At 72.2% G+C, this 14,542-nt stretch carries 12 protein-coding genes and 1 tRNA gene; 4 read left to right on the top strand and 9 right to left on the bottom strand.

Translation table 11 applies throughout. The features are described from left to right. Positions 1-59 precede the first annotated feature (59 nt). Positions 60-1,340 carry an L-seryl-tRNA(Sec) selenium transferase gene (selA, locus tag KIK05_RS30795; RefSeq protein ID WP_308250185.1) on the bottom strand — a complete coding sequence of 427 codons (1,281 nt, stop codon included), beginning with the start codon at positions 1,338-1,340 and terminating at the stop codon, positions 60-62. 133 nt (positions 1,341-1,473) lie between these two features. After that, positions 1,474-1,569: transfer RNA gene (locus tag KIK05_RS30790), tRNA-Sec, on the bottom strand. 19 nt (positions 1,570-1,588) lie between these two features. Here KIK05_RS30790 and selD point away from each other — a divergent pair. Further along, the gene (gene selD / locus KIK05_RS30785; RefSeq protein ID WP_214414393.1) at positions 1,589-2,569 is read left to right on the top strand and encodes a selenide, water dikinase SelD; all 981 of its coding nucleotides are present in this window, start codon (positions 1,589-1,591) and stop codon (positions 2,567-2,569) included. Between the two features lie 105 nt (positions 2,570-2,674). After that, entirely contained in the window at positions 2,675-3,562 is an 888-nt protein-coding gene (locus KIK05_RS30780; protein WP_214414392.1) for a DNA-3-methyladenine glycosylase family protein, read from the top strand. A gap of 165 nt (positions 3,563-3,727) precedes the next feature. On the opposite strand, the gene KIK05_RS30775 is transcribed toward KIK05_RS30780, so the two are convergent. Continuing rightward, on the bottom strand, positions 3,728-4,201 hold the full coding sequence (locus KIK05_RS30775; RefSeq protein WP_214414391.1) for an RrF2 family transcriptional regulator: 474 nt from the start codon (positions 4,199-4,201) through the stop codon (positions 3,728-3,730). A gap of 78 nt (positions 4,202-4,279) precedes the next feature. Between KIK05_RS30775 and KIK05_RS30770 the strand changes: the two genes are divergently transcribed. Then, complete coding sequence (locus KIK05_RS30770) at positions 4,280-5,023, top strand: SDR family oxidoreductase (RefSeq protein ID WP_214414390.1); 744 nt, start codon at positions 4,280-4,282, stop codon at positions 5,021-5,023. Positions 5,024-5,226: 203 nt separating this feature from the next. Here KIK05_RS30770 and KIK05_RS30765 read toward each other — a convergent pair whose 3' ends face one another. Together KIK05_RS30765 and KIK05_RS30760 are read right to left on the bottom strand one after the other, a co-directional pair. Continuing rightward, positions 5,227-6,333, bottom strand: coding sequence for a sensor histidine kinase (locus KIK05_RS30765; protein ID WP_214414389.1), 1,107 nt, complete (start codon positions 6,331-6,333; stop codon positions 5,227-5,229). Continuing rightward, positions 6,330-6,995: a response regulator transcription factor gene (locus KIK05_RS30760; RefSeq protein ID WP_214414388.1), complete on the bottom strand. Its 666-nt coding sequence runs from the start codon at positions 6,993-6,995 to the stop codon at positions 6,330-6,332. Before KIK05_RS30760 ends, KIK05_RS30765 begins: the two co-directional genes overlap by 4 nt. Before the next feature lie 302 nt (positions 6,996-7,297). On the opposite strand from KIK05_RS30760, the gene KIK05_RS30755 reads away from it, so the two are divergent. Further along, positions 7,298-8,302, top strand: a complete 1,005-nt coding sequence (locus KIK05_RS30755; RefSeq protein ID WP_214414387.1) for a ChaN family lipoprotein — start codon at positions 7,298-7,300, stop codon at positions 8,300-8,302. Between the two features lie 66 nt (positions 8,303-8,368). Here the strand turns inward: KIK05_RS30755 and KIK05_RS30750 are convergent, their stop codons facing one another. The 4 genes from KIK05_RS30750 to fdh all read right to left on the bottom strand — a co-directional run bounded on the left by KIK05_RS30750 (position 8,369) and on the right by fdh (position 14,508). Next, complete coding sequence (locus KIK05_RS30750; RefSeq protein ID WP_214414386.1) at positions 8,369-9,001, bottom strand: tetratricopeptide repeat protein; 633 nt, start codon at positions 8,999-9,001, stop codon at positions 8,369-8,371. An 85-nt stretch (positions 9,002-9,086) separates the two neighbouring features. Further along, on the bottom strand, positions 9,087-9,884 hold the full coding sequence (locus KIK05_RS30745; RefSeq protein WP_308250184.1) for a polysulfide reductase: 798 nt from the start codon (positions 9,882-9,884) through the stop codon (positions 9,087-9,089). Positions 9,885-10,571: 687 nt separating this feature from the next. Further along, positions 10,572-11,309, bottom strand: coding sequence for a 4Fe-4S dicluster domain-containing protein (locus KIK05_RS30740; RefSeq protein ID WP_214414519.1), 738 nt, complete (start codon positions 11,307-11,309; stop codon positions 10,572-10,574). A gap of 4 nt (positions 11,310-11,313) precedes the next feature. Continuing rightward, complete coding sequence (gene fdh, locus KIK05_RS30735) at positions 11,314-14,508, bottom strand: formate dehydrogenase (RefSeq protein ID WP_214414385.1); 3,195 nt, start codon at positions 14,506-14,508, stop codon at positions 11,314-11,316. Positions 14,509-14,542: the final 34 nt, after the last annotated feature.

The raw sequence follows: 14,542 nt of genomic DNA, 5'->3' as shown, positions 1-14,542 counted from the left end.
CCTCTGAACCGGCGGGACGGCCTCGGCGGCGCCCCTGCGGCCCCCTCCCGGGACCGGGGTCACCGCAGGACCGCCTCGGTCAGCTCCCGGTCGTGCTCCTCCGGCACCGAGCGCAGGTCGAGCAGGAGACGGCCGTTCTCGACGCGTCCGACCACGGCGGGCTCGCCCGTCCGCAGCCGCGCGGCCAGGGCCTCCGGCAGGCTCACCGCGGCGCTCGGAAGGGTGACGCCCGGCGCGCCCCCGCCCCCGATCGTGGCCAGGCTCGGCACGGCGACGGCGTCGACCCCGGCGCGCCGCAACGCCGCGGCGATCGTCTCGGCACGCTTGGCCAGCACGTCCGCGTCGGCGTGCAGGGCGGCCACGACCGGCGGCGCCGGATCGCGCAGGGTCGCCTCCAGCGCCGCGAGCGTCAGCTTGTCGACGCGCAGCGCCCGCGCGAGCGGGTGACGCCTGAGCCGTTCGACGAGGTCGCGCCGCCCGAGCAGCAGCCCGGCCTGCGGACCGCCGAGGAGCTTGTCGCCGCTGGCCGTGACGAGATCGGCCCCCGCGCGCAGGGCCTCGGCCGCGGACGGCTCCTCGGGGAGCAGGTGCTCGGGCTCCAGCAGCCCCGAGCCGATGTCGACGACGACCGGCACGCCGAGCGTCGCCAGCTCGCGCACCTCGACCGCGCCGGTGAAGCCCTCGACCCGGTAGTTCGACGGGTGCACCTTCAGCACGAAGCCGGTGCCGGGCCCGAGCGCGCCGGCGTAGTCGGCCAGATGGGTGCGGTTGGTGGTGCCGACCTCCCGCAGCCGGGCGCCGGTGGAGACGAGCAGGTCGGGGATGCGGAAGCCGTCGCCGATCTCGACCAGCTCGCCGCGGCTGACGACGATCTCGCGGCCCGCGGCCAGGACGGTGGCGGCCAGGACGAGCGCGGCGGCGTTGTTGTTGACGACGTGGACCGCCTCGGCCGCCGGCACGGCCGCGGCGAGGGCGGCGAGAGCGCCCCGGCCCCGCCGCCCGCGCGCGCCGGTCTCCAGGTCGAACTCGACGTCGGTGGCCCCGGCCGCGGTGGTGACGGCCCGCACGGCGGCGTCCGACAGCGGGGCCCGTCCGAGGTTGGTGTGCAGCAGCACGCCGGTGGCGTTGACGACCCGGCGCGGCGGCCCGAGCGCCCGCAGCGCGGCGAGCGCCGACTCGGCGACCCGTTCGGGAGCGATGGCCCCCGATCTGGCCCGCTGCTGGGCCTCGGTGACGGCGGCCTTCACCAGCGGCCTGCCGAGCAGCTCCGCGGCGGCGACGAGCCGGGGATCGGCCAGCAGGGCGTCGGTGCGCGGCACCCTCCGACGGAGATCGTCCACGCCGGTCGAGCTTAGTGGCGCGGGCGGGCGGGAATCCAACCCTCCAGGCCGGGTCCCCGATGTGTCACCGGTCCGCCCAGCTCGCGGTGTCGCCGTCCTCGATACGCGCGGCGATGTTGCGTTCATGCCGGGTTGGCGGAGGCGGACGGGAATCGAACCCGCCAGGCCGAGATCCTCGGCCTCGTCGGTTTTGAAGACCGCGGGGGCCACCAGGCGCCCAGACACCTCCGGTAGATCAAAATACACCTATGACAGTACGGCTGACGCAGTACGCGCACGGCGGCGGGTGCGCCTGCAAGATCCCGCCGGGAGAGCTGGAGTCCATCGTCGCGGGGCTGGTGAGGCCCGACGCCGACGGACTGCTGATCGGGCTGGACGACGGGGACGACGCCGCCGCCGTCCGGGTCGACGGCGACCGGGCGGTCGTCGCCACCGCCGACTTCTTCACCCCGGTCGTGGACGACGCCTACACCTGGGGCCGCATCGCGGCCACCAACGCCCTCTCGGACGTGTACGCGGTGGGCGGCGAGCCGCTGATCGCGGTCAACCTGCTCGGCTGGCCGCGCGACACGCTGCCCATGGAACTGGTCACCGAGGTGCTGCGCGGCGGCCTCGACGCCGCCGACGCCGCCGGCTGCCACGTGGCGGGCGGGCACAGCGTCGACGACCCCGAGCCGAAGTACGGCATGGCCGTCACCGGGCTCGCCCACCCCGACCGGCTGCTGCGCATCGGCGCGGGACGGCCGGGGCTGCCCCTCTCGCTGACCAAGCCGCTCGGGGTCGGGGTGCTCAACACCAGGCACAAGGCCACCGGCGAGGTGTTCGAGCAGGCCGTCGCCGTCATGACCACCCTGAACAGGGACGCCTCCCGTGCCGCCCTGGCGGCGGGGGCGACGTGCGCCACCGACGTCACGGGGTTCGGCCTGCTGGGGCACCTGTACAAGCTGGCCCGGGCGAGCGGTGTGACCGCGGTCGTCGACACCGCCGCGGTGCCGTTCGTCGAGGGCGCGCGCGAGGCGGCGCGCGACGGCTACGTCAGCGGGGGCACGCGCCGCAACCTGGCCTGGGTGGAGCCCCACCTCGACGCGGGCGGTCTCGACGAGGAGACGCTGCTGCTCCTCGCCGACGCCCAGACCTCGGGCGGCCTGCTGGTGGCGGGCGAGGTGCCCGGCGCGCCGGTCATCGGCGAGCTCGTCGCCTCCGACGGTCCCGCCCTGCTCCTGCGCTGACCGGCCGCCGGCCGGCGGGTTCCGCCGTCCCGTCCCGGTCGCGCCGGTTCGCCTCCGGGACGGGCCGCGGCACGTTCGCCGCGTGCCGCGCCCTACGATGCGCGCATGACGACGCACGGATTCACGCTCGCCGCCGAGGGGCCGTTCGACTTCGGTGCCTCGCTGCGCTTCCTGGAGGACTGGCCGGCGACCCGCGCGCTGCCGGGCGACGGGCGGGCGCTGCGGTTCGCCTACTGCGCCGAGACCGACTGGCTGCCGATCGGCGTGACCGTGACGGCCGCGCCGGGCGGGGTCGCAGTGGCCACGACCCGGGCGGCGGGTCCGGGGATCCGGGGCGAGGTGGCGCGCATCCTCTCGCTCGACGTGGACGGCACCGGTTTCGCCAAGCTCGGTGAGGCCGATCCGGTGCTCGCCGGGGTGCAGCGGCGCAGCCCGGGCCTGCGGCCGGTGTGCTTCTGGACTCCCTGGGAGGCGGCGTGCTGGGCGGTGATCGTGCAACGGTCGTCGATGCTGGTCGCCTCCAAGATCAAGCAGCGCATAGCCGAGCGGTACGGCGCGAAGGTCGCCGTGCACGGGCGGGCGTACGTCGCGTTCCCGCCGCCCGTGACGCTGCTGGAGGCAGGGGGCCTCGGCCTGCCGCCGCAGAAGGAGGAGTGGCTGCGGGGGCTGGCCCGAGCGGCGCTCGACGGCATGCTCACCACCGAGCACCTGCGCGCGCTGCCTCCGGAGGATGCGCTGGCCGAGCTGCGCGGGCTGCCCGGCGTGGGGCCGTTCTCCGCGGGGCTGATCCTGATCCGCGGCGCGGGCGCGCCGGACGCGTTCCCGGGCGACGAGCCGCGCCTGTTCGCGATCCTGCGGGAGGCGTACGGCCTGCCGGAGGACGCGCCGCCGTCGGCGTACCGGAGGCTGGCGGAGGCGTGGCGGCCCTACCGCTCGTGGGCGTCCTTCCTGTTCCGGGCCTCGACGTACGGCGTCGGGGACGATCGGGAGTGACCGGTTCGCGTCCTTTACAACGTAGATCCACACCCAGAGATTGACCGGCCTCACCAGGCAGGACGCCACGGAGATGGCCCGCCGGCTCATCGTCCCCTCCTCCCCCGACGACGACCGTCCCACCGTCACCAGCGTCGGCCACCGCTGACGGCGGCGTGGCCGGCCTCAGCGCAGGCCGGCCAGGCGTGAACGGGTGCGGGCCGGGGCCGTCGGGGGTAGCTCGGCGAGGATGTCGGCGAGCGAGACGCCGGCCAGGCTGCGCCGCCAGGCGTCGTGCGCGTCGCCCATCTTCTCGGCCAGGACGCACATACGTCGGCAGTCCTCGGGCCGCAGCGCCCCGCGTCCCTGCTGGCGGATCTCCCGGCACGTGTAGGGCGAGGACGCGCCGTCGACCGCCTCCACGATCTGGAGCAGGGTGATCTCGGCGGGCGGCACCGCCAGCCGGAACCCGCCGCGCGGACCGGTGGTCGCGGCGAGCACGCCGGCCCTGACCAGCGCCTGCAGCTGCTTGGCGAGGTAGGGCGCGGGGATGTCGTAGTACTCCGCGAGCTGGGCCGCCGACGCGGTCGCTCCCGGCTCCAGCTGCGCCAGCGTCGTGGCGCAGTGCAACACCCATTCGGTGCTCACAGGCAGCTTCATGCCTCCAGCATATTGCAGACATTGCGGATCTATTTAGTCCGAGATATGGTGATGGCGTCTGAGCGAGGAGAGATCATCATGCGTATCGCAGTAGCCGGCGCAACCGGGAACATCGGATCACTGACCGTCGCCGCCCTGGAGCGAGACGGGCACGAGGTCGTGCGCATCAGCCGTTCCCTGGGGGTGGACCTGCTGACCGGCGAGGGACTCGACCAGGCCCTCGCCGGCGTGGAGGCGGTGGTCGACGCCAGCAACGGGCCGGCCACCGACCGGGCGGAGACGGTGGCCTACTTCGGGACCACCACCCGCAACCTGCTCGCCGCCGAGGAGAAGGCGGGGGTCCGTCACCACGTGCTGCTGTCGATCGTGGGGATCGACCGGGTCGAGGGGAACGCGCACTACGCCGGCAAGCGGGAGCAGGAAGGCCTGGTCGCCGACGGCCCGGTGCCGTGGACGATCGTGCCTGCCACCCAGTTCCACGACTTCGCCGCGATGGTGGCGGGCTGGACCGAGCGGGACGGCGCCGCCAGGATCGCCCCGCTGCTGGTGCAGCCGATCGCCCCCGCGGACCTGGCCGAGGTCCTCGCCGAGGTCGCCACCGGCGAGCCGCAGGGGCGGTACGCCGACGTCGCCGGCCCCGAGCCGCAGGACCTGGTCGACATGGCCCGGCGCACCAACGAGGCGCGCGGCCACAAGGCGAAGCTCGTGCCGACGTGGTCGGGGCTGTTCGGCCCGGAGATGGCGGGCGACGTGCTGCTGCCCGGCGAGGGCGCCCGCATCACCCCTACCACCTTCGACGAGTGGCTGGCCGAGCAGGGCTAGACCCGATGCCGTGCAGTCAAGGTCAGGGCGGGGTCGTCAAGGCTCTGGGCTGGTGCGGATTTCGATGCTGATCGTGGCTTTGCAGCTGGAGCGGTCGACGGTGCCCGCTTGGGTGTTGAGTGAAGGGGAAGGGACGGACACCGGAGATCGCCCTTCTGGAGGATGTGACACATAACGAGGGGCAGGAGGCATCGGCCGGTGGGTCAGCCGAACAGTACGGTCACGTCCAAGCCACCCCCGGGGCGTGGGTGGGCTGTGAGCTGCGCGCCGTGTGCGTCGGCGACGGCCTGCACTATGACCAGGCCGAGTCCGTGACCTTCGGTGGTGTGGGTTCGTTGGATACCGAGTCGCTGGAATGGCTGGAAAAGCCGTCGTAGGTCCTGCGATCGGATGGTCGGGCCAGTGTTGGTGACCGATAGGCGGGCGCACCCGTTCGTGCGTTCGGTGGCAATGGTGACGTGTCCGCCGGGGACGTTGTGGCGGAGTGCGTTGTCGACCAGGTTGCCGATCATGCTGGTGATCAGGTAGGGGTCACCGCTGATCGGTGCCGGGTCCAGAGATGCCTGGACCGTGATGGTTCGCCGGGTGGCCTGCGCACGGCGCGACAGCATCACCGCCTTGGTGACATCAGCCAGGTCGACCACCTCCCGGTGCTCGAGGCCCTTCTGTCCTTCGGCCAGCGTGAGCAGGGCGTCGATCAGATGTTCCTGCCGTTCTCCGAGAACGAGTGCTTCCTCGCACGCGGCTCGAAGGCTGGCCTCGCTCGCATCAGGGTCGGCGAGGGCGACCTGGAGTACGGCGCGCAGACCGGCCAGCGGGGTGCGCAGCTCATGTGAGGCGTTGGCCACGAAGTGGCGCTGGGCCGCGAACGAGGAGTCCAGCCGCTCGAACAAGTCGTCGAGGGTGCGCCCCAGCCTGGTCAGCTCGTCGTCCGGGCCGCGCAGGCCGAGCCGCCGGTTGAGATTGGTGGCGGAGATCTCCTGGGCGGTCACGGTCATGGCGCGCAGCGGGCGCAGGAAGCGCCCCGCCAGCCACCACGCGGCCAGCACGGTGAGGACCACGACGATGATCCCGGTGATCGGGAGCACGGCATCGACCTGCTGGGCGGCCGTGTCGGGCGGAGGGGCGGCGTCCCCGGCCCGGAGGCGGATCCGGTCCCTGCCGAACAGGAAACCAGCGAACAGCAGCATCGGGACGACGACGGCCAGGACCAGGCCGGCGTACAGCGTCGTAAGCTGCGTGCGCAGGGACGGCCGGCGCAGGTGGTGCCGGGCACGGCCGGTCACCGTTGGGTCCAATGCGGGATTCACCGCGGGACTCCGATCCGGTAGCCGCCCTCACGAATGGTCTCGATCACCGGCGGTTCGCCGAGTTTGGCCCGCAACCGGCGCACGGTCGTCTTGACGGCCGTGGTGAACGGGTCAGCGGCCTCGTCCCAGACCCGTTCCAGCAACTCCTCCGCGGACATGACCCGGTCACCGGCAGCCAGCAGGCACTCCAGCAGGGCGAACTCCTTCGGGGTGAGCTCCAAGCGCCGTCCGCCACGAAAGGCCACCCGCCGGCTCGGGTCCAGGGTCAGATCTTCCGCCCGGAGGATCGGAGGCACGGCGGGCGCCGAGCGGCGCCCCAGGGCGCGCACACGGGCCACGAGTTCGATGAAGTCGAACGGTTTGGGCAGGTAGTCGTCGGCGCCCAGACCCAGGCCCTCGACTCTGTCTCGCACGGTGCCCGCGGCGGTGAGCATCAGCACTCGCGACCCGGTGCCACCGGCGGCGATGTGTCGGCACACGTCGTCGCCGGGGATGCCGGGCAGGTCGCGGTCCAGCACCACCACGTCGTATCGGGTGTCGGCAAGGTGGGCCAGAGCGTCGTCGCCATCGAGAACGACGTCCACCGCCATGCCCTCGCGGCGCAACCCGGTCCCGATCGTCCTGGCCAGAACCTCGAAGTCTTCAACGACCAGAACTCGCACGATCGGCCTCCTTCTCGTTCGTGGTGCCGCGATCGGCAGGCGCGACCGCACCGCTCACGATGCCAGGGATCCGGTGTCGGCCGAGTGTCAGCCGCTGACACCCTGCCGACACCGGCCGCGCCGTATAACCATCCCGGAAAGGTGTCCACGAGAGGCACGACCCGTGAGCACGGTGTCCGTCACACCAGCGAAATCTCCTCCAGATAGGACCAGACGTGAAAGATCCACGGTTGACGCGGCGTAGGTTCCTCGCCATCACCGGTGCCAGTACGGCAGCCGGCGGACTGCTGACGACCAGCTCGGTGATCAGCGGCGGCGGGCAGCCGACGACCGGCTCGACGGGCAGGGCCGACGCGGCCGCACAGGACCTCATCCCGGCGGTGCTCGCGGCCTTCGAGCGCCACCGGCTCGTTGCGATCGGTGAGTCACACGGCCAGCAGGAACACGGTGACGCGCAGCAGATGCTGCTTGCAGATCCGCGGTTGCCGCAGGTGGTCGACGACATCGTCGTTGAGTTCGGCAACGCGCTGTACCAGCCGATCGTCGACCGGTTCGTCGCCGGCGCGGCCGTCGACGACCACGTGTTGCGGCAGGTCTGGCGGAACACCACGCAGTCGCCCGGGGCCACCGGCGACCAGCCGATCCGCGAACAGTTCTTCCGGACGGTCCGCGCCGTCAACTGGACGCTGCCCGCGGAGCGCAGGATCCGGGTGCTGCTCGGTGATCCGTCGATCGACTGGTCCCACATCACCACCCAGGATCAAGTGGATGTCTTTCTGGCCCAACGTGACGCCCACATGGCGTCAGTGGTGAAACGGGAAGTGCTCGCCAGGAAACGCCGGGCACTGATCTGCTACGGCAGCGGGCACGTGATGCACTCGCCGGCCCCAGGACAGAACGCCGACCACGGAGTCCCGCTGATCGAGGAACAGACCGGCCAGCACGTCTACGTGATCGTGGCCGGCAGCCATCCCCGCCTGGCGACCTGTGCACGGCGCACCGTGATCCCGTGCTCGGGCAGCTGGCTGGAATCCACCGACGCGGGACAGTTCATGGACGCGCCGCGGCTGTGCGGCGTCCCCTTGGGAAAGCTGGCCGACGCCGTGCTGTACCTGGGGCAACTGACGGACCTGACACAGTCGCAGTGGAACCCCGCGATCTTCCTCGACCCGGTGTACTGGGCGGAACTTCAGAGGCGCAACGCGATCAACGGGAACCTCGTCGACCTGGAACAGTACCGGCGGCAGCAGCCGATCGCTTTGCCCGCGCCACCTCCCGTGAGCTGCGCCGCCGGCCGCGGTGACTGACAGCGAAAGCACCGATTCACCCCAGGGTGTTCGCCCGGAAGACCCTTGAGCGGAAGACGACAAGCGTTACAGGTCCGCGCGGGCCTGTTCCACCTGGCGGGCGATGCCGTGGGCGCCGGTCGCGCGGGCGATCTCGGCCGCCTCGTCGAGGAGCGCCGGCGCGTCGTCGTGGCGGCCCTGCCCGGCGGCGAGATAGGCCAGCCCGACCAGGTTCGCGGCCACGCCGGGCAGGAAACCGATCTCGCGGCGCAGGCGCGTCGACTCCTCCAGCCTCTCGCGTGCCGCCTCCAGCCGGCCCGCCATGTGCTCGGCGATCCCGAGGTGCCTGAGGGCGTACGACATGGTCAGCTCGTCACCTGCCCGCGCGGCCAGTTCCCGGGACCGTTCGAGGACGGGCACGGCGGAGTCGTCCCCGCGGACGACCTGGTGGCAGACGCCGACCCAGAACAGCGCCTCGGCCTGACCGCGCACGTCGCCGAGCTTCTCGTAGAGCTCGGCGGCCCGCTCGAACAGGGACAGCTCGGCGGGGTCCTCCTCGCGCCGCTCGAGGAACCGCGCGTGGAGGATCCGGCCCCGGGCCAGCGCCAGGTCGGCCTCCACACCGTCGAGGTCCCGCTCGGCGGGCTCCAGCCCGGAGGGGTCGCCCCCGAAGACGGCGCGTTCGTACAGCTCCCTGGCCCGTTCGATGCGCTCTTCCACGCTCTGTGCCGCCTCGCCCATCGGCCCCGTATCCGGGCGTCGCGCGTCCGTTCAGGGGTGTCTCACCGGAATGCGAGCCGTGAGTCTAGTGCCCGGGCGGGGTCTCCACCTCTTCGGTGCGCCGCCCTCGGGCGTTCACCCGTTCACGCTGCGAGACGATCGTGTACGACGGGTCCTCGGCGGAGGCCCGCCCGGCGCGGAGCACACCGAAGCGGGTGCACACGGAGCCGGCCGTGAGGGCGGCGACCGCCGCGGTGGTGAGGACGGCGGCCGGCACCCGGGCGCGGCGGCCCACCTTCGTCGAGGCCACGGCGGCGAGGACGGTGAGGGCCCCGCCGGAGGCGATCAGCAGACGGGCGGCGCGCGACATGGCGTCCTGCCGGTAGGGGTCGGCGAGGCGGCCGAGACGGTGTTCCATCACCGTGCCCGCCACCGTCTCCATCGCCGCGCCCACCACGGCCATGCGCCTGGCCGGCCCCGCCTTGGCAGGGTCGGCGAGCGAGGCGAGCATGCCGAGCGCGCCCGCCCCGGCCAGCGCGCTGCCGGCGAACATGAAGGGCAACTCACGGCGGGCCTCGTGCCAGGCGGGTACGGCGGTGTCGGAGACCAGGACGGCCGTGTAGGTCGCCATCATCGGCCCGGTGACGCCGGAGGCGATCGCGGCGGCCCGGCCGGCGCCGGGGAACAGGCCGGTGACGGCCGACCCGGCCGCGAGCGAGGTGAGCCCGCCGTGGGTGGCGAGGATCCACGAGCCCATGCTCATCGGGGAGGTCGTCTTGAACACGCGCAGCATGTTCAGGAAGCGCTCGGGGCGGCCCAGCTCCGCGATCAGGAACCCCGATCCCGCCACCAGGGCGCCCAGCGCCCCCACCCGCGTGAACACCCCCGGCTCCCCCAGCACCCGCAACCGACCCCGGACACCGGAACCACGCCGACCGCGGTACGACGGCGCCGGCATCGCCGTACCTGTCCTCGCCGACGCGGCGCCGGACAAAAGACGCATCCCCCAAGGCGAGGAAGAAAACCACCCGCCGACCCCACCTCCACCGAAACCACGCCGACCGCCGTACGACCGCGCCGGCATCGCCGTACCTCTCCTCGCCGACGCGGCGCCGGACAAAAGACGCAACCCCCAAGGCGAGGGAGAAAGCCGGCCGGCGGACCTCCCGCGGACCCCGCTCCGCCGAGCGCCGAGGCGGGGAGTGAGATTGCGGAGTTCCTCCATGGCGGCGGAGAGGGCCAGGGCGCCGGAGACGCCGCCGAGATAGAGGTAGAGAGGCATGTGGGGCTCGTGCCAGATCGGGGGTTTGAGCACCGGCTGGCCGTAGTACGAGGTGAACTCGGCCCGGGGCACCATCGTCGTCTCACGAGCCATCATCGCCGCCTTCCACCGGGGTGTCCGTGCCGGAGTGGCCCGTCGGGGAGTGCACGAGCGTCATCGTGGTCATCGCCGCCCTCCATCGGCGCCGGAGCCGGCGCGGAGTCACGCGCGTCATCATGGTCATTCGCCGCCCTCCGTCGGCGCCGGGGACGGGGCGACCCGGCGGGGAGGCCATGAGGGGCATCGTGGTCATCGGCGCCTTACGAGGGTCGAGGCCGCGGCGGCGGCCGTCATGGTCAGGGCCGCGGCGGCGGCCCAGCGCCACATCGACGGCAGGTCGCGCGTGGTGACGACGGGGTCGGGGGGCAGGCCGTACGTCTCGGGCGGGGCCATCAGCAGGAAGAACGCGCCGTCGCCGCCCACGCCGTCGTGCGGGTCCTCGCCGTACAGGCGGGCCTCCTCCTTGCCCTGGGCGTGCAGGTCGGCCAGGCGGGCCTCGGCGCGTTCGCGCAGCTCGTCCAGCGCGCCGAACTGGATGGAGTCGGTCGGGCAGGCCTTGGCGCAGGCCGGTTCGAGGCCCCCGCGCAGGCGGTCGTAGCACATGGTGCACTTCCAGGCGCGGCCGTCGTCCTCCCTGCGGTCGATCACCCCGTAGGGGCAGGCGGGGACGCAGTAGCCGCAGCCGTTGCAGACGTCGGACTGGACGACGACGGTGTCGAACTCGGTGCGGAACAGCGCGCCGGTGGGGCAGACGTCCAGGCAGGCGGCGTGCGTGCAGTGCTTGCAGACGTCGGAGGCCATGAGCCAGCTGTCGGCGGTCTCGACGAAGGCGACGTGCCGCCAGGTGGAGGCGCCCAGCATGCCGGTGTTGTCGTAGGAGGTCGCCCGGAACAGGAACCCGTCGTCGGGCACGTTGTTCCATTCCTTGCAGGCGACCTCGCAGGCCTTGCACCCGATGCAGATGCTCGTGTCGGTGAAGAACCCCATGCGCTCACTCACGGCGGTACTCCTCGATGAGCCGGCGCAGCGCCTCGCCCTTCGGGCGCCGCCCGGAGCGGATGTCGCAGGTGGAGGCCTTGCTCTCCTGGATGAGTACGTTGGGGTCGAGCACGATGGGCATCAGGTCGTTGGCCGAGTCGCCGGTGACCGCGGCGTCGCCGCCCCGGCCCCAGTGGTACGGCGCGCCGACCTGGTGCACGGTGCGGCCCTGCAGGCGCAGCGGCCGCATGCGCTCGGTCACCAGCACCCGCGCCTCGATGACGGACCGGGTGGTGATGATCGTGGCCCACCCGCCGTTCTCGAGGCCGCGTTCGGCGGCCAGTTCGGGCGAGACCTCGCAGAACATCTCCGGCTGCAGCTCGGCCAGGTAGGGCAGCGTGCGGCTCATGCCGCCGGCGGTGTGGTGCTCGGTGAGGCGGTAGGTGGTGATCACGTACGGGAAGCGCGGCGAGCACGGCGGGTTGTACGGCGTCTCGGGCTTGTCGTACGTCCTGCGCCCGGGGTTGGCCCGCCGCCGCTCGTACAGCACGTTGGGCACCGGCGACTCGTGCGGCTCGTAGTGGGTGGGCAGCGGGCCGTCGGCGAGCCCGGCGGGAGCGAACAGCCACCCCCTGCCGTCGCTCTGCATGATGAACGGATCGGTGCCCGAGATGGCGGCCTCCGCCGTGGCGTCCGGCGGGGGCCGGTAGTCCGGCGGCTTGTCCTTCTCGAAGTCGGGCACGTCCTTCCCGGTCCACTCGCCCGTGCCGGGGTCCCACCAGATGTAGGCCTTGCGCTCGCTCCACGGCCTGCCCTCGGGGTCGGCGGAGGCGCGGTTGTAGAGGATGCGCCGGTTGAGCGGCCACGCCCACCCCCATTCGAGGGCGACGTCGGACTGCTCGCCGCGCGGCCGGCGGCGGGCGGCCTGGTTGACGTCGTCGGCGTAGACGCCGCAGTAGATCCAGCAGCCGCAGCTCGTGGAGCCGTCCGGTTTGAGTTCCATGTACGCCGACAGCGCGCGGCCGCCGGGACCGGTGCCGTTGATCTCCCGCAGTACCGCCTCGGCGGACGGGTCGCGGTGCGGCCCCTCTTCGGGGTAGTCCCAGGTGAGGTCGCGCAGCGGCCGGTCCATCTCATCGTCGGTGAGGCGCCGCCGGACGCGCTTGCCGAGGTGGTAGTAGAACCACAGGTCGCTGCGGCAGTCGCCGGGCGGCTCGACGGCCTTCTCCCGCCATTGGAGCAGCCGCTGGGTGTTGGTGAAGGAGCCCTCCTTCTCCACGTGGCTCGCGGCGGGCAGGAAGAACACCTCGGTGGCGATGTCCCCGGTGCGCATCTCGCCCGTCTCGATCTCCGGGCCGTCCTTCCAGAACGTGGCCGTCTCGATCATCGCCATGTCGCGGACGACGAGCCATTCGAGGTTGGCGAGGCCGAACCGCTGCGCCCGGCCGCCGGAGGAGCCGACCGCGGGGTTCTCGCCCATGACGAAGTAGCCCTTGACCCTGCCCTCGATCTGCCCCATCACGGTCGCGTAGGTGCCGTGGTCGCCGGTGAGGCGGGGCAGGTAGCCGAAGCAGTAGTCGTTCTCCTCGATGGCCGCATCGCCCCACCAGGACTTCAGCAGGCTCACCATGTACGACCGCTTGTTGCCCCAGAAGCCGGTTTCGCCCGCCGCGACGCCGAGGTATTCGTCCAGGCCGCCGTGCATGCGGGCGTGCGGCATCGGCAGGTAGCCCGGCAGGATGTTGAACAGGGTCGGGATGTCGGTGGACCCCTGGATGGAGGCGTGGCCGCGCAGGGCGAGGATGCCGCCGCCGGGCCGCCCGATGTTGCCCAGCAGCAACTGCAGGATCGAGGCGGTGCGGATGTACTGCACGCCGACGGTGTGCTGGGTCCAGCCGACCGAGTACACCCAGGCGGTGGTGCGCTCCCTGCCGCTGTTGGCGACGACGGCCTCGGCCAGCCGGTGGAAGTCCTCCGGCGCGATGCCGCACACCTGTTCCACCATCTCGGGGGTGTAGCGGGCGAAGTGCCGTTTGAGGATCTGGTACACGCAGCGCGGGTGGCCGAGCGTGCGGTCGCTGTCGGGGCGCGGGTGGGCGGCGGCGCCGCCGGAGCCGTACTGGTCGGGCCGGGCCGCCTCGGCGTGGTGGCGGCCGGCCGCCGCGTGCTCGCCGCTCTGCCCGGCGGCCGCCTGTTCCTCCGCGCCCTCGTAGGCCCAGCTGGAGGGGTCGTAGATGCGCGACTCCTCGTCCCAGCCGGAGAACACGCCGTCCAGGTCCTCGGTGTCGCGGTAGTCCTCCGAGACGATGAACGAGGCGTTGGTGTACTCCAGCACGTACTCCCTGAAGTCGTGCTCACCGTCCAGGACGTACTTGATCAGCGCGCCGAGCAGCACGATGTCGGTTCCCGCCCGGATCGGGAGGAAGTGGTCCGCCATCGCGCTCGTGCGGGTGAAGCGGGGGTCGATGTGGAACACCTTCGCCCCGCGAGCCTTGGCCTCCATCACCCACTGGAACCCCACCGGATGGCATTCGGCCATGTTGGAGCCCTGGATGACGATGCAGTCACTGCCCGCCAGGTCCTGCTGGAAGGTGGTCGCGCCGCCGCGCCCGAAGCTGGTCCCCAGACCGGGGACGGTGGAGGAGTGTCAAATACGGGCCTGGTTCTCCACCTGAATGGCTCCCATGGCGGTGTAGAGCTTCTTCATCAGGTAGTTCTCTTCGTTGTCGAGCGTCGCCCCGCCCAGGCCGGCGATGCCGAGGGTGCGTCGTACGACGTCGCCCTCGTGGGTCTCCTCCCAGGTGCGGCGCCGGGTCTCCACGACCCGGTCGGCGATCATGTCCATGGCGCGCTCGAGGTCGAGGCGTTCCCACTCGGTGCCGTACGGCCGGCGGTAGAGCACCTCGGTGGGCCGTCCCGGCCGGGTGACCAGCTGCTTGCTGGCCGATCCCTTGGGGCACAGGCGGCCGCGGGAGACGGGCGAGTCGGGGTCGCCCTCGATCTGGCTGACGCGCCCGTCCTTGACGTACACCAGCTGGGCGCAGCCGACGGCGCAGTACGGGCAGACGGACCTGGCGACCTTCTCGGCCTGCTCGGTCCGGGGCGCCAGGGCGTCGGTGTGGGGGGACCTGGCGGCGTCGCGCCTGGCGTCCTCGCCCCTCAGCTGCCGGATCACCGGCCAGCGCGAGATCCAACCCCTACGTTGCATAAGTCCCCTTTGCCCGCCTTTTAAATCTCTACCC

The sequence above is a fragment of the Sphaerisporangium fuscum genome, from assembly GCF_018531465.1.
In the GTDB taxonomy this organism is placed as follows: domain Bacteria; phylum Actinomycetota; class Actinomycetes; order Streptosporangiales; family Streptosporangiaceae; genus Sphaerisporangium; species Sphaerisporangium fuscum.
Note: the sequence above shows the minus strand (reverse complement) of the source record. Positions and strands in the feature narration are given on the sequence as shown.